At 69.4% G+C, this 21,205-nt stretch carries 18 protein-coding genes; 6 read left to right on the top strand and 12 right to left on the bottom strand.

All coding sequences use genetic code 11. The features are described 5' to 3' along the window. Positions 1-10: 10 nt before the first annotated feature. Genes EV644_RS34740 through EV644_RS34730 form a run of 3 tightly spaced genes read right to left on the bottom strand, consistent with a single transcriptional unit; the run spans position 11 to position 2,761 of the window. Positions 11-1,321, bottom strand: coding sequence for a hemolysin family protein (locus tag EV644_RS34740; protein WP_132194256.1), 1,311 nt, complete (start codon positions 1,319-1,321; stop codon positions 11-13). A 40-nt stretch (positions 1,322-1,361) separates the two neighbouring features. After that, positions 1,362-1,838 carry an rRNA maturation RNase YbeY gene (gene ybeY, locus EV644_RS34735; RefSeq protein WP_132194258.1) on the bottom strand — a complete coding sequence of 159 codons (477 nt, stop codon included), beginning with the start codon at positions 1,836-1,838 and terminating at the stop codon, positions 1,362-1,364. Next, on the bottom strand, positions 1,835-2,761 hold the full coding sequence (locus EV644_RS34730; protein ID WP_241995638.1) for a PhoH family protein: 927 nt from the start codon (positions 2,759-2,761) through the stop codon (positions 1,835-1,837). Before EV644_RS34730 ends, ybeY begins: the two co-directional genes overlap by 4 nt. Positions 2,762-3,262: 501 nt before the next feature. Between EV644_RS34730 and EV644_RS34725 the strand changes: the two genes are divergently transcribed. Together EV644_RS34725 and EV644_RS34720 are read left to right on the top strand one after the other, a co-directional pair. After that, a complete protein-coding gene (locus tag EV644_RS34725) occupies positions 3,263-3,772 on the top strand; it encodes a SigE family RNA polymerase sigma factor (RefSeq protein ID WP_241999207.1) in 510 nt (169 codons plus the stop codon). Then, positions 3,769-4,893 (top strand): Gmad2 immunoglobulin-like domain-containing protein, encoded by a 1,125-nt coding sequence (locus EV644_RS34720; RefSeq protein WP_132194260.1) that lies wholly within the window; start codon positions 3,769-3,771, stop codon positions 4,891-4,893. The genes EV644_RS34725 and EV644_RS34720 overlap by 4 nt, the downstream gene beginning before the upstream one ends. Positions 4,894-4,905: 12 nt before the next feature. Here the strand turns inward: EV644_RS34720 and EV644_RS34715 are convergent, their stop codons facing one another. From EV644_RS34715 to EV644_RS34690, 6 genes are all read right to left on the bottom strand, one after another. Next, positions 4,906-5,541, bottom strand: a complete 636-nt coding sequence (locus EV644_RS34715; RefSeq protein ID WP_132194262.1) for a methyltransferase domain-containing protein — start codon at positions 5,539-5,541, stop codon at positions 4,906-4,908. 101 nt (positions 5,542-5,642) lie between these two features. Beyond that, positions 5,643-6,359, bottom strand: coding sequence for a 16S rRNA (uracil(1498)-N(3))-methyltransferase (locus EV644_RS34710; protein WP_132194264.1), 717 nt, complete (start codon positions 6,357-6,359; stop codon positions 5,643-5,645). 22 nt (positions 6,360-6,381) lie between these two features. Further along, positions 6,382-7,527 (bottom strand): molecular chaperone DnaJ, encoded by a 1,146-nt coding sequence (dnaJ, locus tag EV644_RS34705; protein ID WP_132194266.1) that lies wholly within the window; start codon positions 7,525-7,527, stop codon positions 6,382-6,384. 28 nt (positions 7,528-7,555) lie between these two features. Next, entirely contained in the window at positions 7,556-8,575 is a 1,020-nt protein-coding gene (gene hrcA, locus EV644_RS34700; protein ID WP_132194268.1) for a heat-inducible transcriptional repressor HrcA, read from the bottom strand. A 162-nt stretch (positions 8,576-8,737) separates the two neighbouring features. Beyond that, positions 8,738-9,841 carry a Gfo/Idh/MocA family protein gene (locus EV644_RS34695; protein WP_132194270.1) on the bottom strand — a complete coding sequence of 368 codons (1,104 nt, stop codon included), beginning with the start codon at positions 9,839-9,841 and terminating at the stop codon, positions 8,738-8,740. Continuing rightward, a complete protein-coding gene (locus tag EV644_RS34690) occupies positions 9,826-10,467 on the bottom strand; it encodes a ThuA domain-containing protein (RefSeq protein ID WP_241999208.1) in 642 nt (213 codons plus the stop codon). Before EV644_RS34690 ends, EV644_RS34695 begins: the two co-directional genes overlap by 16 nt. A gap of 310 nt (positions 10,468-10,777) precedes the next feature. Between EV644_RS34690 and EV644_RS34685 the strand changes: the two genes are divergently transcribed. After that, on the top strand, positions 10,778-11,668 hold the full coding sequence (locus tag EV644_RS34685) for an MBL fold metallo-hydrolase (RefSeq protein WP_132194272.1): 891 nt from the start codon (positions 10,778-10,780) through the stop codon (positions 11,666-11,668). 84 nt (positions 11,669-11,752) lie between these two features. Further along, entirely contained in the window at positions 11,753-12,115 is a 363-nt protein-coding gene (locus tag EV644_RS34680; RefSeq protein ID WP_255511398.1) for a type II toxin-antitoxin system VapC family toxin, read from the top strand. Here EV644_RS34680 and EV644_RS44845 read toward each other — a convergent pair. Both EV644_RS44845 and EV644_RS34675 read right to left on the bottom strand, forming a co-directional pair. After that, on the bottom strand, positions 12,095-12,259 hold the full coding sequence (locus tag EV644_RS44845) for a hypothetical protein (RefSeq protein WP_158293009.1): 165 nt from the start codon (positions 12,257-12,259) through the stop codon (positions 12,095-12,097). The genes EV644_RS34680 and EV644_RS44845 overlap by 21 nt on opposite strands. 82 nt (positions 12,260-12,341) lie before the next feature. After that, positions 12,342-12,683, bottom strand: a complete 342-nt coding sequence (locus tag EV644_RS34675; protein ID WP_132194276.1) for a hypothetical protein — start codon at positions 12,681-12,683, stop codon at positions 12,342-12,344. A gap of 170 nt (positions 12,684-12,853) precedes the next feature. Here EV644_RS34675 and EV644_RS34670 point away from each other — a divergent pair, with 170 nt between their 5' ends. Then, positions 12,854-17,068, top strand: coding sequence for an nSTAND1 domain-containing NTPase (locus EV644_RS34670; protein ID WP_132194278.1), 4,215 nt, complete (start codon positions 12,854-12,856; stop codon positions 17,066-17,068). 728 nt (positions 17,069-17,796) lie between these two features. Continuing rightward, the gene (locus EV644_RS34665) at positions 17,797-18,621 is read left to right on the top strand and encodes a DUF3097 domain-containing protein (RefSeq protein ID WP_132194280.1); all 825 of its coding nucleotides are present in this window, start codon (positions 17,797-17,799) and stop codon (positions 18,619-18,621) included. Here EV644_RS34665 and EV644_RS34660 read toward each other — a convergent pair. Continuing rightward, positions 18,596-21,181 (bottom strand): DUF3376 domain-containing protein, encoded by a 2,586-nt coding sequence (locus tag EV644_RS34660; protein WP_132194282.1) that lies wholly within the window; start codon positions 21,179-21,181, stop codon positions 18,596-18,598. The genes EV644_RS34665 and EV644_RS34660 overlap by 26 nt on opposite strands. Between the last annotated feature and the right edge of the window lie 24 nt (positions 21,182-21,205).

Below are 21,205 nucleotides of genomic sequence, written 5' to 3'. Positions count from 1 at the left end.
CTTGGGGAAGTCAGGCGGTCTGGTGGTTGCTGTCCTGGGACTGGTCGGCGAGCTCTCCCCGCCGGACCAGCACGGTACCGACCTGGTTGCGGCGACCGGACGGCCGCTCCGCGGTGAGCGAGAGCCCGAGGCCCTCGATCTCGACCTGGGCGCCGGGGATCGGCACCTTGCCGAGCAGCTTGGCCATCAGCCCGCCGACGGTGTCGACGTCGTCGTCGTCCAGCGGTACGCCGAACAGTTCGCCGAGCTCGTCGATCGGGAACCGGCTGGAGACCCGGTACGCCCCGTCGGACAACGCCTGCACCGCTTCCGGCGCCTCGTCGTACTCGTCGGTGATCTCGCCGACGATCTCCTCCAGGATGTCCTCGATGGTGACCAGGCCGGCGGTCCCGCCGTACTCGTCGACGACCATCGCGACGTGCATCCGGGCCGCCTGCATCTCGCGCAGCAACTGGTCGACCGGCTTGGAGTCGGGGATGTACATGCAGGGGCGCATCACCGACTCGACCCGCTCGGTCGACTCGGACTGCGCGTTGTCGTACACGCGGCGCATCACGTCCTTCAGGTAGACCACCCCGAGGATGTCGTCCAGGGACTCGCCGATCACCGGGATCCGCGAGTAGCCGCTGCGCAGCGCGAGCGAGGTGAGCTGGCGGAGCTTCTTGTGCCGCTCGATGTAGACCATGTCGGTCCGCGGCACCATCACCTCGCGGACGATGGTGTCGCCAAGCTCGAAGACGGAGTGGATCATCCGCCGCTCGCCGGACTCGATCACCGACGACTGCTCGGCCAGGTCGACCAGCGCGCGCAGCTCGGCCTCGGTCGCGAACGGGCCGGCCGCGAAACCCTTGCCCGGGGTGAGCGCGTTGCCGATCAGGATCAGCAGCTTCGGCAGCGGCCCGAGCACGCTGGTCAGCGCCATGATCGGGCCGGCCGAGAGGATCGCGAACCGGTCGGAGTGCTGCCGGCCGAGGGTGCGGGGCGCGACGCCGATGATCACGTACGAGACGACGACCATCACCACCGAGGTGATCAGGATGTGCTGCCAGGTCACCGCGAAGACGTTCGACAGCGCCTGGGTGACCAGCACGATCGCGGTGATCTCGAATGTCAGCCGGACCAGCAGCAACGTGTTCAGGTAGCGCGGCGCGTCGGACAGCAGGTCGCGCAGCTTCACCGCGCGCAGGTTGCCCTGCTCGACCTGCTCGTTGGCGCGCACCTTCGAGTACGACGACAGCGCCGCCTCCGCGCCGGCGAACAAGCCCGCGAGCAGCACCAGCACCGCGGCCACTACCAGCAGAACGCCGTCGTCGTAGGTCACTGGAGGGTCATCCCTGTCCGAGCCTGTGAGTCCCTGTGTGTCACTGTCCGAGACTATTTCCCGGTGCACGCCATGCTTCCAGCAGGCGGCCCTGGACGTCCCACATCTCTGCCTTGTCGGCGGGTTCGGCGTGGTCGTAACCGAGCAGGTGCAGGATGCCGTGCACCGTCAGCAGCTCGAGCTCGGCCCAGGTGCCGTGGCCGGCCTTCGCGCCCTGCGCGGCAGCGACCGTCGGGCAGAGCGCGATGTCACCGAGGTGGCCGAGCGGAGCATCAGAGTCGTCCTCTGAGTCAGTGCCCGGCCGGAGTTCGTCCATCGGCCACGACATCACGTCGGTCGGTCCCGGCAGGTCCAGGAACTCGACGTGGTAGCGCGTCATGGTGTCCTCGTCGACCAGCTTGATCGACAGCTCGCACTCCGGGTGCAGGCGCAGCGACGACATCACGAAGCGACTCAGCCGCATCAGCCCGTTTGCGTCGATCTCGACGCCGGACTCGTTGTTGACCTCTACGTTCATCTCTTGAGCTCAGCGTCACTTTCGAACGATTCGTACGCCGAGACGATCCGCCCGACCAGCTTGTGCCGGACGACGTCGTGCGAGGTGAGCCGGCAGAAGGTCAGGTCCTCGACGCCCTCCAGGATGTCCTGGACCACGCGCAGACCCGAGTTCGTCCCGGTCGGCAGGTCCACCTGGGTGACGTCGCCGGTGACGACCATCTTCGAGCCGAAGCCGAGCCGGGTGAGGAACATCTTCATCTGCTCCGGCGAGGTGTTCTGCGCCTCGTCCAGGATGATGTAGGCGTCGTTCAGGGTCCGGCCACGCATGTAGGCCAGCGGCGCGATCTCGATCGTGCCGGCCGTCATCAGCCGCGGGATCGACTCCGGGTCGAGCATGTCGTGGAGCGCGTCGTACAGCGGCCGCAGGTACGGGTCGATCTTCTCCGACAGCGTGCCGGGCAGGAAGCCCAGCCGCTCACCGGCCTCGACCGCCGGCCGGGTCAGGATGATCCGGTTGACCTCCTTGGCCTGCAGGGCCTGCACGGCCTTGGCGACGGCCAAGTAGGTCTTGCCGGTACCGGCGGGGCCGATGCCGAAGACGATCGTGTTCTTGTCGATGGCGTCGACGTAGCGCTTCTGGTTCAGCGTCTTCGGCCGGATGGTGCGGCCGCGGCTGGACAGGATGTTCTGGGTCAGCACGTCCGCGGGACTCTCGACCGTGGCGGCCTTGATCATCACGATGCTGCGCTCGACCGAGTCCGCGGTCAGCCCGTGGCCGGTCCGGACGACCGCGATCAGCTCGTCGATCAGCCGCTCGGCCAGGGCCAGCTCGGCCGGCTCGCCGTTCAGCGTGATCTCGTTGCCGCGGACCATGATGTCGGCGTCGAACTCCTTCTCGACGATCCGGAGGAACTCGTCCCGGGCTCCGAGCAGGGCCACCATGTCGATGCTGTTCGGCACGACGATCTTGTGGGACGCCTTGTGGCCGTCACTTGCTGCGCTGCGGTCAGCGCGCGCCGCATCCGGGTGCGACGGCTCGATACTGCGTGGCCTGGACAGCCTTTCCTCCTGATGCCGGGTGTACGTGTCCGACCATGCTAGCCGCCCGCTCCGACAGCACCACCCGATAAACCCCCGCACACCCCCGGCGAGACCCCACCCCACCCCATTTCCGCGGTACGGCGGGCTTCAGCGGGGCCGTGTTCCAGGGCGGCTCGGCGGTCGCGTTCTGCCTGCCAGTCGCGGGTGCGGCTGAGGCGGTCGACTGCCAGGTAGGTGACCTCCCGGTGGCCTGACCAGCTTCCGTCGCCGTGCTGCCTCATCCGGCCTCCCCGACCAATGTGGAGGCGAGTCTCCCCTGCCGGTCGGAGATGTTGTCAACCTGGAACGCCGCCTCCGCGTCTCTGTCACGTGGCACAACCGGCTGTGGTGTATGACGAGTGCGTGGCACATGAGTCCTCGTGGGATGCAGACGAGGCGCTGACGGCTGTCTATACGGCGCACTACACGTCGTTGGTCCGCCTCGGCGCCTTGCTGCTGCGTGACACCGGCGCGGCGGAGGAGATCGTGCAGGACGCCTTCGTGGCGATGCACGGCCGCTGGCACCGGCTGCGCGACCCGCACAAGGCCCTCGCCTACCTGCGCACCGCCGTGGTGAACCGCTGCCGGTCCCGACAGCGGCACCTGGTGGTGGTGGACAAGCACACCCCACGCACGCTGCCGGACGAGCCCAGCGCGGAGCAGGCGGTACTGCGAACCGCGGAGACAGACAGGGTGATCGAGGCGATGCGGAAGCTGCCGGAGAAGCAACGCACCGTGATGGTGCTGCGGTACTACGGGGATCTCTCGGAGGCGGAGATCGCCGACACGATGGGGATCAGCCGGGGATCCGTGAAGAGCCATGCCGCGCGGGCGACGAAGTCGCTGCGCCAGGTCCTGGAGCAGAGCATATGAACGACCACCCTGACGACCGGTTCGACGAGCTGATGCGCCGGGCCCTGGCCGAGGAGGCCGACCGGATCGAACCGGCCGACGGCCTGCACGAGATCCAGGCCCGGGTCCGGGACCAGCGCAAGCCGGTCAACCGGAGGCCCTGGGCGCTCGCCGTCGGCGCAGCCGTGGTCGGCACCGCCGCGGCGGTCGGCGCGTTCACGCTGCTCGACGACAACACCCGCAACGCCGACCAGCCCGAGGTCGCCGGCAGCCCCAGCGCCACGGCCAGCGCGACTATCCAGCCGAGCACCGAGGCCTCCGCCGGCCCGTCGGCACTGCCCACCTCGATGCCGTCCGCCAAGCCGTCACAGACGATCAACTCGTCCACCGAGCCCCCGAAGACGGTCGGCGTCCCCGAGGCCGAGGTGAAGGCCAGGGCCGTCCCGGTCTACTGGGTCGGCAGGACCATCGGGAACGACACCGGAGCCGGCGTGCGGCTCTACCGGACCTTCACCAGGATCAGCGGCCGGCCGACCCTGGAGGCGGTCCGGACGATGACCAGCGAGAAGTCCTCCGACCCGGACTACTACTCACCCTGGATCGGCTCGGCCGTCAACTCGGTGACAAAGTCCGGCGACCTCGTCACGGTTGACTTCAAGCTGCTGCCGCGGGAGAAACTCGATCCGGCCGCTGCGAACATCGCCACCCAGCAACTCGTCTACACGGTCCAGGCCGTGCTCGGTGACTCCAGCCAGCAGATCCTGGTGACCGAGCAGGGGCAAGCCACCCGGGAACTGTTCGGACAGGCCCTGTCCGGGCAGCCGCTGAGCCGCGCTCAGGCGATGGACGTCCAGGCGCTGGTGTGGATCGAGTCCCCCGAGCAGAAGGCGACGGTCCGGAGCCCGGTCACCGTGCGCGGTACCGCCGCGGCGTACGAGGCCACGGTGAACTGGCAGGCGACCAACCTGAAGACCAAGACGGTCGTGAAGAACTACACGAACACCCAGGAGGGCATGAAGTTCTCCCCCTTCACCTTCACCACCAAGCTCGCCCCCGGCGAGTGGCAACTCGAAGTCTTCATGCTCTCCGGCGAAGACGGCCACATCACCGACACCGACTCGAAGACCATCTTCGTGAAGTAACCGTCGAGCGGGTCAGTGGGTGAAGGTGAACAGCCGCAGGCCTGGTTCGAGGGGGTGGGGGGTGGTGGTCAGGCGGTTGATGCCTACCGACCACTCGACGTTGTCGGGGGCGTCGAAGGAGAGTTCTTCGAAGCCGGTGTCGGTGAACCAGGCGCGGATGGTGTCGCGGATGTCGGGGTCGTGGCGGCCGCGGGTCCAGATGACCGTGGCGCCGGGGGTGCACAGCTGTGGGAGGGCGCGGACGGTGCGCTCGACGTCCGCCGGGACGATGTTGCCGAAGACGCCGCAGAACAGCACCAGGTCGGCCGGCACCGCGTCGGCATAGCTGTCGATCGCAGCCGCGTCACCCTCGATCACCTCGACGCTGGTCAGGCCGTTGGCGGTCGCTGCCGCGCGGGCGACCGCGACGTTGCGAGGATCGAGCTCGACCAGCCGGGCGGTCACCCGGTCGCGGGCCGGATGGGCAGCGAGCACCTCGATCAGGTCCCGGCCCTGGCCGGCGCAGGCGCTGATCGCACGGATCGGGCCGTCCGGACGGGCGTCGAGATGCGCACGGATGCCGCGCTGGACCGATCTCAGCCGCCCGCTCAGCTCGGACGTCTCGTCCTCGTACGGCGTGTGCCACTCCAGCCAGTCCGTCGAGTCCATCCAGGTCCTCCTCGATTCCAGCGCGAGTCGTCCGTGGTCAGTTCCAGTGCGGGTGAGTCCAGGTGCGGGTCCATGCCGGGAGCGGCCGCCGCTCGGTCAGGTCAGGTCCAGCGGGAGCGGGCGAGGAGGGCTGCTGCAGCGGCTACGCCTGCAGTGGAGGTCCGCAGCACGGTCTCGCCGAGGCGGACCGGGTCCACGTCAAAGGCCTCCAGCTCGGCAGGCGAGATGCCGCCTTCGGGACCGACGACGATGACGACGTCCCCTTCAGCCGGCACCTCCAGCGACGCCAACGGCACCTTCGCCTCCTCATGCAGCACCACCGCGAGTCCGGCGCTTCCGACCAGCCCTGCGACCTCCGCGGTCGAGGCGATCGGCGCGACCTCGCAGAACCACGAGCGCCGCGACTGCTTGCTGGCTTCGAAGGCCCAGGCCTGCCACTTGGTCAGCGTCTTTGCCACCCGCTCGGGACTGGCGCGGAACTGGCTGCGCTCCGCGTTCCACGGGACCACCACGTCCGCGCCGACCTCGGTGAGCATCTCCACCGCGAGCTCCGCCCGCTCCCCCTTCGGCAGCGCCTGGACGACGACCAGTCGCGGGCTCGCCGGAGCGACCTCGCCGCGGTGCTCCACGGACACGGTCAGCCCGGTCTTGGAAGCGGCCGTCACCGACCCTTCCGCGAAGGACCCGCGCCCGTCCGTCAGGCGGATCCGCTCGCCCGGTGCGATCCGTCGTACGACGGCCGCGTGACGGCCCTCGGCGCCGTCCAGCACGAGCTCCGGGCCGGACAGGTCAGGCAGGTAGAAGACGGCGAGTCCCATCGTCGCGCGGCCGTAGGCGTTTTCAGTGCGCGCCGAAAGCGTCGCGCAGGCGTCCGAAGACACCCTTGTGCGCGGCCTGGACCTGACCCTGCGGACGCTCTTCGCCCCGTGCCTCGGCGAGTTGCTTGAGCAGTGCGGCCTGGGAGTCGTCCAGCTTGGTCGGGGTCTCGACGATCACCTGCACGATCAGGTCACCGCGACCCGCGTGCCGCAGCCGGGGAACACCCCGCGCGGTCAGCGTCATCGCCGTACCGGACTGGGTGCCGGGGCGGATCTCCAGCGGAGTGGGCTCACCCTCGAGCGTCGGCAGGTCGATCGTGGTGCCGAGCGCGGCCGCGGTCATCGGCAGCGTGACCGTGCAGTGCAGGTCGTCACCGTTGCGGGTGAAGATCTCGTGCTGCTCGACCTCGATCTCGACGTACAGGTCGCCGGCCGGGCCGCCGCCGGGGCCGACCTCGCCCTGGCCGGACAGCTGCACCCGGGTGCCGCTGTCGACGCCACCGGGGATCTTGACGGTGACGGTACGGCGGGAGCGGACCCGCCCGTCGCCGGCGCACTCGACGCACGGGTTCGGGATGGTCGTGCCGAAGCCGCGGCAGTTCGGGCAGGGACGCATCGTCCGGACCTCACCGAGGAACGAGCGCTGGGTGTGGGTCACCTCGCCGCGTCCGTGGCAGATTTCGCAGGTGACGGGCTCGGACCCGGCGGCCGCGCCGGATCCCGAACAGGTCGGGCACAGCACGGCCGTGTCGACCTTCAGCTCGCGGGTGGTCCCGAAGGCCGCCTCGCCGAGGTCGATCCGCAGCGGGATCAGGGCGTCCTGACCCCGCCGGGTGCGCGGCCGCGGCCCGCGGGTCGCCCCGCCGGTCTGGCCGAAGAAGGCGTCCATGATGTCGGTGAAGGTGAACGCCTGGCCGAAGCCGGCACCGCCGGGTCCCCCTCCTGCCGCGCTGGCGAAGGGATCGCCGCCGAGATCGTGCAGCTGCCGCTTCTGCGGGTCGCTCAGCACCTGGAACGCGCGGCCGATCTCCTGGAACCTGTTGTGCGCGTCCTCGGAGTCGTTGACGTCCGGGTGGTACTGGCGGGCCAGCTTGCGGTAGGCCTTCTTGATCTCGTCCGGTGAGGCGTCACGGCTGACGCCCAGGACGGCGTAGTAATCGGTGCTCATACTCCAGACCAAATGTCGGTGGTAGTCGTCATGAGTCGGCCAGGATCTGGCTGACGTAACGCGCGACGGCGCGGACTGCGCCCATCGTGCTCGGATAGTCCATGTGGGTCGGGCCGACGATGCCGAGCGTGGCCAGCGCCTCCGACTTCGACCCGTACGCGGTCGCGACCACCGAGGTGGTGGCCAGCTCCTCGTACGGGTTCTCGTGCCCGATGCGGACCGTCAGGGTCTGCGGGTTCGTCGCCTCGCCGAGCAGCTTGAGCAGGATGACGTGCTCCTCCAGCGCCTCCAGCACCGGCTTCACGTTGCGCTCGAAGTCGTCGCCGTAGCGGGTCAGGTTGGCGGCGCCGCCGACCGCGATCCGCTGCTCGCCGTCATCGCTGAAGGCCTCCAGCAGCGTCGTCACGATCGCGGCCACCAGCGGCCGGTCGGACGGCGCGAAGGTCTCGGTGACGTTCGCCAGCGAGGTCGCCGCGTCGGACAGCCGCTGGCCGGCCAGCGCGGTGTTCATCCGGGACCGCAGGTCGGCGATCAGGTGCTCGTCGACGTCGTGCTGGGTCTCCACGATCCGCTGCTCGACCCGCCCGGTGCTGGTGATCAGCACCACCAGCAGCCGCCGCGGCGTCATCGTGACCACCTCGACGTGCCGCACGCTGGACCGGATGAGGGTCGGATACTGCACGATCGCGACCTGCCGGGTGATCTGCGCCAGCAGCCGGACGGTACGGCGGACCACGTCGTCCAGGTCGACCGCACCGGCCAGGAAGGACGAGATCGCCTTCTTCTCGGCCGGCGACAACGTCTTCACGGTGCTCAGCTTGTCCACGAACAGCCGGTAGCCGGCGTCGGTCGGGATCCGGCCCGCGCTGGTGTGCGGCTGGGTGATGTACCCCTCCTCCTCCAGCGCGGCCATGTCGTTGCGCACGGTCGCCGGGGAGACGCCGAGGTTGTGCCGGTCCACCAGGGTCTTCGAGCCGACCGGCTCGTGGGTGGCGACGTAGTCCTCGACGATGGCCCGGAGCACGTCCAGTTTTCGTTCGTCCAGCACGCGCACCACCCTCTCTCCACGTCGACACCTGTACCCAGCGCAGGGCACTCCACTGAGGGCACCCTTGGCACTCCCGCGTTTCGAGTGCCAGTCTACCGAGCCGTAGCGACACCTACTCCCGCGTAGCGGCGTGGGACGCGTCTCAGACGCGGAGGAGTCGTCTCAGGCCGACTCGGGAGACGCTCCCAACGGTACGGCGGCCGGGCGCTCCACCGTGCTCGCCACGTCCACGGGCTGATCCTTGGCCGCCGCCTCGAGCAGCGACTCCAGTACGTCGAGCACGTGGTACGCGAGGGCTCCGTTGGCCCGGTGGTCGCCTCCGGTCCGGATCGCGCGCGCCATGTCCGCCACACCGACGCCCCGGCCAGCTCCCGCGTAGCCGCCGGCTACCGGGAGTTCTGTCCAGTCACGGGCGGTCGCGGTGGCGATCTCCACCTTGCCGTCGAAGTTGTTCGGGTCCGGCACCGACAAACTGCCCTCGGTCCCGTGCACCTCGATCCGCGGCAGCCGCGCCGCCCACACGTCGAAGCTCATCAGCACCGTCGTGAGGGCACCCGACTCGTGCTCGAGGATGCCGGTCACGTGGGTCGGCACCTCCACGGGGAAGGTCTCCCCCGCTCGCGGACCGGTGTGGACCTTCCGCTGGTCATGGGCGCGCCCCGCCCGCCCGGTGACCCGGCGTACCGGTCCTAGCAGCGTCACGAGGCTGCTGACGTAGTACGGGCCCATGTCGAGGAGCGGGCCGCCGCCGGGCTGGTAGTAGAACTCCGGCGCCGGGTGCCACAGCTCGTGCCCGGGCGTGACGAACGAAGCCGTCGCAGCAGTCGGTACGCCGATGTCGCCCCGGTCGAGGGCGGCTCGTGCGGTCTGGGTTCCCGTGCCGAGCACAGTGTCCGGAGCACAGCCGATCCGGAGGTTGCCGGCGGCCGCGAGCTTCAGGAGCGGCTCGGCCTCGGCACGGTCGACCGCGAGCGGCTTCTCGCCGTACACGTGCTTCCCCGCCTGCAGGGCGGCCTGGTTCACCGAGGCGTGGGCCGCGGGAATGGTCAGGTTGAGGACGATGTCGACCTCGGGGTCGGCCAGCAGGTCCTCGGATGACAGCGCCCGGAGGCCCTGGTGCTGGTCGGCGATCGCCTGGGCCCGGCTGAGGTCCAGGTCGGCGACCGCGACCACGTCGACGCCGGGCAGCCTGGCGAGGTGGTCGAGGTAGGTGCCGCTGATGACGCCAGTGCCGACGATGCCGATGTTGGTCACTTGCTCGCCCACAGCAGTCCCCGCTCGATGATGGTGCGGACCTCGGGCACGTGCAGGTCCTCGAGGCTGTGGCCCGGCGTGCAGACGAACACCCTGCCCTCGCCCCAGGTGCGGGTCCAGACGGCCGGCATCGTCGCGCCCTCGATCCACGGGAAGTCCGGGTGCGCCCGGAAGGTGGTGGTCGCGAGCACGTTGTTGGTCGGGTCCGCGTGCACGTAGTACTGCTCGGTGTGCAGGTCGAAACCGGTGATGCCCTCGACGATCGGGTCGTCGGCGACGACCTCGATCCGGTGGTCCACGAAACCGTCCGGGTGCGAGACGAACTGGCCGCCGGTCATGAAGCTGTAGTCGCTGTTGCTGCGGAACGAGTCGACGATGCCGCCGTGCCAGCCGGCCAGCCCGGTGCCCGCGCGCACCGCGGCCTCGAGTCCCTTGACCTGCTCGTTGGTGATCTCGCCCATGCTGATGCACTGCAGCACCAGGTCGGTGCCGGCCAGGTCGAGGTAGCTCTCGGTGCTCTCGGAGACCTCGACCGCGAAGCCGTTGTCCCGCAGGAACGGGATGAACAGTTCGGTCGCCTCGGCCGGCTTGTGCCCTTCCCAGCCGCCTCGTACCACCAGTGCCCGTCGTGTCGTCACGCCGTCCGCCCTTCGCGTCGTTCCGGAAGATGAGCCCGGCGATCTCAGAGATCGGATGAATCACTGTCGCCTAGGCGACCCTAGGCGGCCGGACCGGGCCCTTCAAGTCCCGTCCCGACGACTGGATTGGGCTTACCGGCGGGACCACCGGGTCGCGGCGGTCCGCTGGGGTCGGCCGCCGCGGGCACGATCAGGATCGGCGACCAGGTGCTGATCACCCGGGCCGGGTGCTCGTCCGCGGCGACACCATCACCAACTGACCACTCTCCCGCTGGAGGAGGCTCGTGGGGCGGCGGTTAAGGTCGGGGACATGAGTGCATGGGCCGAGCTGGGCGATCGGTGCTGGGTCCGTCGGTATCCGGAGTGGGACCTGAACGTCGGCCTCGTCGTCGGCTCAGCGGGTGCCCTGGTGATCGACACCCGCGCCACCACCGCGCAGGCCGAGGAACTGCTGGCCGAGATCCGCGAACTCACCGACGCCCCGGTCCGCTGGGTGGTCAACACCCACGCGCACTTCGACCACACCTTCGGCAACGGCGTCTTCACCGACGCCACCAGCTACGCCCAGGAGAACGCCGCGGCCGCGCTGGCCGAGCGAGGACCCGCACTCCAGCAGCACTACCGCGACAACCCCGGCCCGGACCCGCGGTACCCGGAGATCGCCGCCGAGGTGCTCGCCGAGCTCGCGGCCACCAAACTGGTTGCCATCGACAACACCTTCGCGGTGGCCAAGGTGATCGACCTGGGCGATCGCCGGGTGGAACTCCTGCACCTGGGGAACGCGCACACCGACGGCGACCTGGTGGTCGTCGTACCGGATGCCGACGTGTACTTCGTGGGCGATCTGCTCGAGGAGTCGGCGCCACCGTCGTACGGCGACGACTCGTTCCCGCTGGAGTGGCCGGACACGCTCGACCGGCTGATCGGGCTGCTGACGGCGACCTCGAAGGTCGTCCCCGGGCACGGCGCGGTGGTCGACGCGGAGTTCGCGCGGGACCAGGCCGGCGACCTCGGCACCGTCGCGAACACGATCTCCGGCCTGCACCACAACGGCACGTCGCTCGAGGCCGCGCTCGCGCACACCGACGACTGGCCCTGGCCGACGGCGCACGTCGAGCGCGCCGTACGGCGCGGTTACGCGGTACTGGGGACTCCGCGCCGCCCGACCCTTCCGCTGCTCGGACCCGGCAAGTCGGAGTAGTCGCCCCGAGCCACCTGCACCGATTGTGACGCTGCGGGGTTATCCGTTGACATAGCGTCCCGTTCCCGCACCTTGGTCCGAAACGTGGACACCCATGTCCTGTTGTGGTGGCTGACCGACGGTCCAGAGCTGTCCGACGATCTCAAGAACCAGATCGACACCGAACTGGAGGTCTGCGTCAGCGCAGCCACCATCTGGGAGATCTCCATCAAGGCCTCAGCAGGCAAGCTGAGCATCCCGTCCGAGTTTCCTGAGGTGATGCGGGACAGCGGCGTCGGCGAGCTACCCATCCGCTATCACCACGCCTACGCGGCAGGCCGGCTTCCGCTGCTTCATCGCGATCCCTTCGATCGCATGCTGATCGCCCAGGCGCTGACCGATCGACTCACTCTGGTCACGCGCGACGCCGCTATTCACCAGTACGACCTACCGCTCATCAAGGCCTGAAGGATCACCGGCTCGCGTCGGCGGGTAAGCGAGGATGTGGAGGAGGGCGACTTGGGAGGCTGAGGGACGGCGTCTGGTGTCGTCGACGACCCGTTCGCCGTGGATCTTCCAGCGGGTGAGTTCCTGGCTGTCCTCGGCGGTCATTCCGCAGAGGCTACCGGCGAAGGGCTGAGCCGTACGTCGCCTGCCCCGGGGCCCCTCCTGCTCGGGGCGGGCGGCGTACGGGCTAGAGGGTTGTCGGGCGGGAGACGACGTGGCCGCGGCGGTGGCCGGCGATGAGGGCGATGCCCAGCGCTGCGGTGCCGACGGCGATGCCGCCGAGAGCGATGGAGGTGGCGCCGAGTCCACCGCTGGCCTGGGTGGTGGCGACCGGATGGACCTCGTACTGCGGCGCGTAGTTCGGGTAGTTGGGTGGGTCCGGGTACATCGCGGTTGCTGCCAGCTCGGCAGGGCGGGCGGATTCGGTCGCGCTCGCCGGCATCGTGGTCGCCATCAGGAGCAGACAGGTTCCTGCGCCGCCGACTGCCAGGGTTGCCAGGGACTTCCTTGCGGTGGTGTGTGCGGACATGATCCCGGTGCTCCTGTTCTCGCGCCCGGCGGAGCCATCGTTGGTGGTGACCCGGTGACGCCTGGCGCTGATCCCTTTGTCGCGCGACCGGGTATCGCCCCGGTCTGCCCCGGTATCGCCGCGGTATCACCGCCGTTGACGGACTGCCTGCGGTGGCCGACAGTCGAGACGTGGGTATCGCCGTTCTCGGCCCGCTCACGATCGAGGGAGACCAGGGGCAACCGCAGGTTCTCGGTCGACGCGACCGGGTCGTGCTCGCAGCACTGGTTGTTCGTCCTGGACACGTGGTCAGCTCCGAAGAGCTGGCCGCTGTGGTCTGGGGGGAACACCTCCCTTCGTCATGGCCGAAAGTGATCCAGGGCTGCGTCGTGCGGCTCCGCAAGATCCTCGGCGTCCACTCAATCGAGACGCTGCCGCTCGGCTACCGGCTCGCCGTACCGCTGGACGAGATCGACGCCCAGCGGTTCGAGCGGGCGATGGGCCGGGCCCGTGCGCTGTTCGCGGCCGACGAGGCCGAGCGGGCGGCGGTGGTTCTCGCGGACGCGTTGACGTTGTGGCGCGGCCGCCCGCTGACCGAGCTGGACGGCTGGGACATCGCCCGGATCGAAGTGGAACGACTGGGTGAGCTGCGGAACGCGGCGGAGGAGTTGTACGTCGAGGCCGCGCTGAGTTCCGGGCAGCACGACAAGGTGCTGGCGAAGGCCCGGGCGCTGGTGAACGAGGAGCCGCTCCGCGAACGGCGGTGGATCCTGCTCGCCACCGCGCAGTACCAGGCGGGTCAGCAGAGTGAGGCGCTGCGGACGATCCACCGGCTGCGCGGCGTACTGAGCAGGGATCTCGGCCTGGACCCGACTCCGGAGATCGACGCGCTGGAGCAGGCGATCCTTCGTCAGGACCCTTCTCTCGTGGCCGAGCACGCCATGCCGGAGCCCGACCGCATCTGCCCGTACCCAGGGCTGAAGGCGTACGACCTGGACGACGCCGACACGTTCTTCGGCCGCGACGCCGACATCGCCGCCTGTCTGCGCAAGCTGGCCGACACCTCGGTGCTGGCGGTCATCGGGCCGTCCGGCTGTGGCAAGTCCTCGCTGGTACGCGCCGGAGTAGCGGCCTCGTTGCGGCGAGACGGGCAGCGCGTCGTCGTGATGACCCCAGGCATCCACCCGGTCGCCGCACTGGCTGCGACCATGCCGACGACCGGCCCCGCGCCGGCTCTAGTCGTGGACCAGTGCGAAGAGGTTTTCTCGCTGTGCGGTGATGCAGCGGAGCGGGACACCTTCCTGACCGCGCTGACCGCCCATCAAGCGATGGCTCCGCTGATCCTGTCGGTCCGCGCCGACCGCATCGCCGACATCTCCGCCCATCCGGTCTTCGCCCGCACAATCGAGCCCGGCCTCTATCTGCTCTCCGGGATGACGCAGACCGACCTGCGCGCCGCCATCGAGAAGCCCGCCCGGCTCGCCTCGCTGATCGTGGAACCCGGACTGGTCGACCTGCTGGTCAACGAGGTGGCCGACCAGCCGGGCGCCCTGCCGCTGATGTCCCACGCACTCGGCGAGACCTGGCAGCGTCGCGAAGGCCGCACCCTCACCGTGGCCGGCTACAACGCCTCGGGCGGGATCCGCGGCGCGGTCGCCCAGTCGGCCGAGCAGGTCTACGAACACACCCTGCCAGAGCAACGGCCGGTACTGCGGGACCTGCTGCTGCGGCTGGTCACGCCAGGGCCGGAGGGTGAACCGATCCGCAGCAGGTTGCCGCGGCGGCTCGTGATCACCGGCGCCGAGGACGACGCGATGGTGGACCGGCTCGTCGGTTCGCGACTGGTGACCAGTGACGACGGCGTGGTCGGGCTCGCGCACGAGTCACTAGCACGGGCCTGGCCACGACTGCGCGGCTGGCTCGAGGACGACCTCGAAGGTCAGCGGATCCTGCATCACCTGGCCGTCGCCGCCGACTCCTGGGACAGCCTCGGCCGCCCCGACAGCGAGCTGTACCGCGGTGTCCGGCTGGCGAAGGCCTCGGACTGGCAGGAACGTAGGACTTCAACGCTGACGCCGACCGAAGAGGAGTTCCTGGCCGCGAGCAAGCGAGCGTCGCAAGGAGAACTGCGAGCAGCCGAGGAGCGCACCCGCCAGCAGGTCCGAGTCAATCGGCGGCTTCGTGGCGCCCTCGCCACCGGCGCGCTACTGCTGGTCGGCGCCCTGATAGCCGGCTTCGCGGCAGTCCGCCAGACCGACCGGGCAGAGCAGGCGGTGGTCAGCGAGCTGGCCCGTCAGGTCGGAGCTCGCGCACTGCTGACCGAGGGCATCAGCCACTCGATCCTCCTCGCCGCCCACGGCGTCCAGCTGGAGGACTCCCCGGAGACCCGAGCCAACCTGTTTGCCGCGATCAACAAACGCCCGAACCTCCTCCGATCGATGCCCGCCCCCTTGGGCCGCACCGAGAACCTCGAGCTCTCGCCCGACGGTCGGCGAATAGTGGCCGGCGACGACAACTCGACCTTCCACGTGTACGACGCCCAGTCGGGCCAGGTACTCGACTCGTACACCTTCGGGGAAGCGCCCGAGGGCCGGCAGATCTACACCTGGCCACGGTTCAGCCCGGACGGCCGATTCGTCGCCGCGATCGCGGGCAGCGCCGTGTGGCATCTCGACGATCCGCAATGGCCGATCCAGTTGCTGCGCGCCGACAACTTGGAACCGGTGACTCCACAGCCAACAATCCCCACGGAGACAGGGACCGCGAACACCTGGTTCAACAGTCTCTCCTTCAGCGCGGATGGGCGCTACCTGGCTGCAAGCCTGCACACAGATGTGTCTGCTCGGGCGCCGTTCGCGCTGATCTGGGATCTGCGGGCGACTGATCGTGCACCACGCAAGGTCGCACTCTCAGGTGACTACCAAGGGGTGGCTCTTAGTCCCGACGGCAGCACCCTCTACGCCACCTGGCCGCTCTCTGCGATCGACGTAGCCACCGGCAAGCAGAAGTGGCAACACGCCGGACTGCGCGGGGACAACTCGCTCGAGGTCAGCAGATCAGGCGATGTGCTGGCGGTCCAGCAACTGAGGCTGAACCGGCTGGACAGTGCGCCCCTTTCACTGATCGATGCGCGCACCGGGAGGACCCTCAAGGTGCTGCCCGGTCAGTTCGGTTTCACCCGCGGCTTCGCCTTCTCCGCGGACGACAAACTGTTGGCCACGGCTGAACAAGATGGCGAGGTCGTCATCTGGGATCTGGCCACAGGTACTCGACGCGAGAGCATCGAGACCTCAGAGGTGTCCTGGGGCGTCGCCTTCAGCTCGGACGGACGGACGCTCTACACCGCCGGCGATGAAGGGATCCTGCGAGCCTACGACCTGGCCGGTCAGCGCCGCTATCTCCGTGCGACGCCTGGCGTTGAAGCCCGCCAGTACCTCCACGTCCTCCCCTCTGCTGACGGCAAGACGACCGCCTACTTGTGGCGGGACGCCAACGGCTCGTGGGTGAACTTCGCCGACACAGCCACCGGACGCAGTACGACGCCCACACGTCTCGGCGTCGATCTCGCAAGAGGACCGTGGTCGCCCGCCGCCTGGCACCCGGACGGCCGGAAGTTCGCCGTCCACGACTCCGATGCGATCACCACCGTGGACGCCCAGACCGCCAAGGTGCTCGAGCTCAAGGAGAACCTGGACGTCCTCTCGATCAGCTATGTCGACAACGGCGCGCGCCTCCTGATCGGCAGCACGAACGGCATCGTCTTCTACGACCACGATCTCTGGCCCGAGGGACAGGACGTCTGGTGGCCGGCGGACTGCTGCCTGGCGACGTCTGCCGACGGCCAGTCCGCGGTGCTCTTCGAGGACTTCCCGGACGGCGCCGGCGAGCACTGGCGGATCATCAGCACCGACACCGGTCTGGTCGACCTGGAAGGTGATCTGCCCATCGATCTCAACCACTCGGCCTTTTCGCCGGACGGAAAGCTCGTCGCCGGTGTCGGAGCCAGCGGCGAGGTGGTCACGATCGACGTACAGCGCGGTCTGATCAAGCGGGCGCCGAAGGTCGGGCACAGCGACGAGGGGTTGTTCGTCCAGTTCTCCCCCGACGGGTCACGGCTGGTGTCGGGAGCCGAGGACGGCACCGTCAGCCTCTGGGACGCGCACACCCTCGACCTGCTCGGTACGGTCTCCATCTCCCCCGAGGACAAGCCGGTCGCCGCCATCCCGCACTTCACCGACGGCAGCGACATCGTGACGATCGCGGGGTACGACGGGAAGACCTACCGGTGGGACACCCGGATCGAACAGACCCTCGCCTACGCCTGCGAGATGGCCGGCCGCAACCTCACCCACGACGAGTGGATCCAGGCCTTCGGCAGCCGCCCGTACGAGAAGACCTGCCCCTAACCCTCTCCGCTTTCAGCGTGGCCTCCCCCTGAACGCCGGTCAGCCGCTCCACCTCCAAGCCGCGACGCTTGTCGCATCACACTCTGGCATCCACGGTCCCCACCCCTCGCGTGGGCACAACCCCTCGAACGGTGGTTAGCCCACCCACCTCCCAGCAGGCAAACCCCACCTTCGGGGGTCAACCCCTACAGCGGTGGGTCAGCCCCTCCGGATCCGAGCAGGCAACCCAAGTCAGGGGTAGCCCGAGCAGCTCTGCCGGCCCATGCCACGAACCACCGCGGCCACACCCCTGAAACGCCGGTCAGCGGCTCCACCTCCAAGCCGCGACGCTTGTCGCATCACACTCTGGCATCCACCGTCCCCACCCCTTCGCGTGGGGATAACCCCTCGAAGGGTGGTTAGCCCACCCACCTCCCAGCAGGCAAACCCCACCTTCGGGGGTCAACCCCTACAGCGGTGGGTCAGCCCCTCCGGATCCGAGCAGGCAACCCACCCTCTCAGAGACCCCCGAGCGGCTGTGCCGACCCGCTCTGGAGTCGGCGTACCGGCGGCGTCGGCGAACTGGTGTCTGCGTGTCGTCGTGCCGGCGGTGTCGCGGGCGACGGTAGAGCAGGGGTACAAGGGGTGCTGTGACGACGGGGGTCGAGATGACGGTGGATCGGGGTGGTGGGTTGTTGGGGGGTGTGTGGTTGAGCGGGAAGGGACGGCGGGCGGATTACGGTGTGGGGGTGGCTGATCGGTATGGGAATGACGTGTTGGCTGGGGACTGGCGGAAGCCCAAGAACGGGCGGACCGTCGAGGTCGAGCTGGAGAAGGGGATGGTCGTCGAGGAGCCGTCGTCGGGGTTCGTCGGCGCGGTGGTGCGGTGGGAGCACGGCGTGGTCGATCTCGAGGATCGGCACGGGAAGATCCGCACCTACCCACTCGGCCCCGGGTTCTGGGTGGACGGGAAGCCCGTCGCGCTGAAGCCTCCCAAGAAGGCGGCGCCGGCCAAGAACACCCGTACCGCGTCAGGCTCGGTGGCGGTGTCGAACATCAGGGCCAAGGTCGCCCGGGCCAGCCGCATCTACGTCGAGGGCCGGCACGACGCGGAGCTCGTGGAGCGGGTCTGGGGTGACGACCTGCGGATCGAGGGCGTGGTGGTGGAGTACCTCGAGGGTGTCGACGACCTCCCAGCGATCGTGAACCGCTTCCAGCCGGGACCGGGCCGGCGGCTGGGTGTCCTGGTGGACCACCTGGTCGACGGGTCGAAGGAGTCGAAGATCGCGGCGCAGGTGACGAACCGGCACGTGCTCGTCGTCGGCCACCCGTTCATCGACATCTGGGAGGCCGTCAAGCCGTCCTCGCTCGGGATCGCGGCCTGGCCGAAGATCCCGCACGGGCAGGACTGGAAGAAGGGCGTGCTGCAGACGTTCGGCTGGCCCGCCACCGACCAGGCCGACGTGGCCGCGGCCTGGAAGCACATCCTGTCGAAGGTGAAGAGCTACGCCGACCTCGAGCCGCAGTTGCTCGGCCGGGTCGAGGAGCTCATCGATTTCGTGACGATGGACTGATCGGCGACATCTGCTTCTCGATCCAGTCGCGGATCCGCCGCCGCTGGCGGCGGACGTACCACGAACCGGCGAACAGGGCGGCTCCGACGGTCAGGACGAGCCCGGCGAGCAGCGACGCGATGATCCGCACCCCGGCGGCGTCGACCACCCCCGCGACGACCAGGAGCAGAACGCCCGCACCGACGAACGCCATCGGCAACCACTGCTGGAAGAGCAGTGGCCGGGCCGCGGGTTTGAGGTCGACGTTCTTCACCAGCCGATGCCAGAGGCTGTAGCGGGCCGGTTCGGTGAGCCAGCGAGCCATCTTGAGCAGCCAGGAGCCGGGCTCGTTCTTCCGCGCCGCCATCGCCTTGACCCAGTCACCGACCTGCGGGCTCAACCCGCCGGACACGTCGACCATCCGGTCGGCGAGACCCTTGGTCGTCGCGATGCCTTCCTTGGTGGTGTTCAGCTCGTTCCGCATCGTCGTCAGCGCGCCCAGCCCGGCCTCCACCGGGAAGTCCACGGCCAGCCGCTGCACCCGCTCGGCGATCTTCTCGACCTTCCACTCCTCGGCCTCGAGCACCTGCCGCTGGGTCTCGCGGATCCAGTCCGGGTCGGCGCCGAGCATCGCGCCGAGGTGGGCGACGCAGTGCAACCGGCCCATCAGCCAGTCCCAGCGCCGCCAGTCCGCCGCGCCGAAGGCGCCGAAGTGGCCGACCTGGGTGCCGTAGAGGATGCGGTCCTTCAGGTCGTTGGCGATCGACCCCTCCGGCAGGTCGTCGAGCAACGTCAGCGGGATGTCCGGTCCCAGCCGCAGGAACTGGAACGGAGCACTGCGCTGCTGCGGAGTCCGCGCCGACGTGCACCGCGACACGATCTCCACCTCGAGCGCGGTCTCCACCACGTCCGAGCCGACGACCTTGATCAACGCGTCCAGTTCGTCGCCGAGCGCGCGCCGCACCTGGAGCGCTTCGAAGATGTCGTTCAGCGCAACCGCGACCGCCTCGGCCCCACCGGCGGGCTGCAGGTCGAGGTCCGCTTCGGCGAGCTTCTCGGACAGGGCGTCCCGGACCGCCAGCACCTTCTGCAGGCTGTCGCTGGTCGCCGTCAGCCGCCGCTCCAGCTCCGGCCGGTCCTCTGGCTGAGCTCTGTCGATCCGCGTGCGCAGCGACCGGAGCACGAGCCGCACTACGCGCTCGCCCGCGCCCGTCCCCCAGTCCCAGCAGGGGTTACCGTCGATGTTGGTCCGCAGCGGCGCGGTGGAGCCGTCCGGCCCCGGCACCCAAGGGTGGTCGGTGTCGAGGATGTCGTCGATCTCGGACTCGGACAACGCGGTGGCGGCGTCGAGCACGGTCGACTGGTCGTGCGTCGCGATCGTCACAGCCTCCCAGACGCCACCGGCCGCCCGGCCGCGCGAGTACGCCGGTTGCAGCAGCTCGGCGGCCTTCCGCAGCCGGTCCCGCTCGACTGGTTGCTCGACGCAACGATCGAAGAGGCGCTGCGAGTCGGACCAGGACGCGTCCGCCTCCAGCAGCAGCCGCTCGAGCTGCTCCACGTCGGACCGGAAGTCCACCTCGCGCGGGAACTGCACGGCCGACAGCGCCGCCACCCGCCACTTGGGCTCGGTCGCGTCCACCAGCCGCGTTTCGGCGGACCCGATGCCGGCCGACGGTACGACGTACAGGACGTACCGGCTGGCGCGACCCGTCACAGGGCGCCGGGCGACGACGTCGAGCACCGGGCCGAACGGCGCGTTGTCCAGGACGCCGCCGTCGACGAGCCAGGCGCCGGAGTCCGCCTGGTAGGGACCGGGCTGAATCCGCGGCGGCGAAGCGGCCAGCCTCGGCGTCTCCAGTACCGGCCCGAACGCGGCCGGGAACGACGCGGACGCGCGAGCCGCCCGGGCGAGCAGCTTGGTGTCCTTCAGCCCGTTCTTCTCCGAGACCGAGAACTTCCGCGTCGCGCCGTCGTACACGGCGGCCTTCTCACTCGTGAAGGCGAACAGGTACCGATGGTCTGGTACGACGAACCGCTGGCCGGCCGCGTCCTTCGCCTCGAACTGCTGGACTCCGAGGCCCGAGGCGGTCACGAACAACGTCACCGGCTCGGAGGCCTCCGACTTGCCCGCGTCGGCGACACCCTCCAGCAGGTTGTTCAGCTCGTTCAGGAAGTACTTGCCGTCGAGGACCGAGGTGGACGGCACGCCGACGGCCGGAACCAGCTTGCCGACCTCGAGCGAGCCGAGGCCGACCCAGCGCTGCCGCAGCCACGGTCCGTGGTCGCCGTCCGGGTCGAGGGTCGAGCCGTGCGCGATCGCGGTCGCGAGGAGTGACCCGTTGAGACCACCCGCGCTGGTCCCGGCGATCACGTCGACGACGACCCGGCGACGTTCGCCGCCGCGATGGCAGAGCTCGCGCCACCTCTTGGCGAGCACCTCGTCGTACGGTTGGGCGGACGCCGTACCGGAGCCGGACGCGCGGCGGATCAGGTCGAGCTCGTGCGTGACCCCGCCCATCCAGACGGCGAGGCTGACACCACCGTTCAGCACCAGCGCGATCCGGATCTCATGGTCGGACATGCAGAAAGCCCCCCTTGTCAGGCC

This window comes from Kribbella orskensis (genome assembly GCF_004342085.1).
GTDB lineage: Bacteria > Actinomycetota > Actinomycetes > Propionibacteriales > Kribbellaceae > Kribbella > Kribbella orskensis.
This window is presented reverse-complemented; position numbering and strand designations above follow the sequence as displayed.

What these genes read in the sequence shown, in the direction of transcription:
- EV644_RS34710 (WP_132194264.1), bottom strand. Translation starts at nt 6,359, where the DNA reads ATGGGACTCGCCGTCTTCTACCTGCCTGACCTGTCCGGCCCGGAGCTC.
- EV644_RS34660 (WP_132194282.1), bottom strand. Translation starts at nt 21,181, where the DNA reads ATGTCCGACCATGAGATCCGGATCGCGCTGGTGCTGAACGGTGGTGTC.
- EV644_RS44845 (WP_158293009.1), bottom strand. Translation starts at nt 12,259, where the DNA reads ATGACCGCCGAGGACAGCCAGGAACTCACCCGCTGGAAGATCCACGGC.
- EV644_RS34685 (WP_132194272.1), top strand. Translation starts at nt 10,778, where the DNA reads ATGAGTGCATGGGCCGAGCTGGGCGATCGGTGCTGGGTCCGTCGGTAT.
- EV644_RS34675 (WP_132194276.1), bottom strand. Translation starts at nt 12,683, where the DNA reads ATGTCCGCACACACCACCGCAAGGAAGTCCCTGGCAACCCTGGCAGTC.
- EV644_RS34730 (WP_241995638.1), bottom strand. Translation starts at nt 2,761, where the DNA reads ATGGTGGCCCTGCTCGGAGCCCGGGACGAGTTCCTCCGGATCGTCGAG.
- EV644_RS34720 (WP_132194260.1), top strand. Translation starts at nt 3,769, where the DNA reads ATGAACGACCACCCTGACGACCGGTTCGACGAGCTGATGCGCCGGGCC.
- EV644_RS34715 (WP_132194262.1), bottom strand. Translation starts at nt 5,541, where the DNA reads ATGGACTCGACGGACTGGCTGGAGTGGCACACGCCGTACGAGGACGAG.
- dnaJ (WP_132194266.1), bottom strand. Translation starts at nt 7,527, where the DNA reads ATGAGCACCGATTACTACGCCGTCCTGGGCGTCAGCCGTGACGCCTCA.
- ybeY (WP_132194258.1), bottom strand. Translation starts at nt 1,838, where the DNA reads ATGAACGTAGAGGTCAACAACGAGTCCGGCGTCGAGATCGACGCAAAC.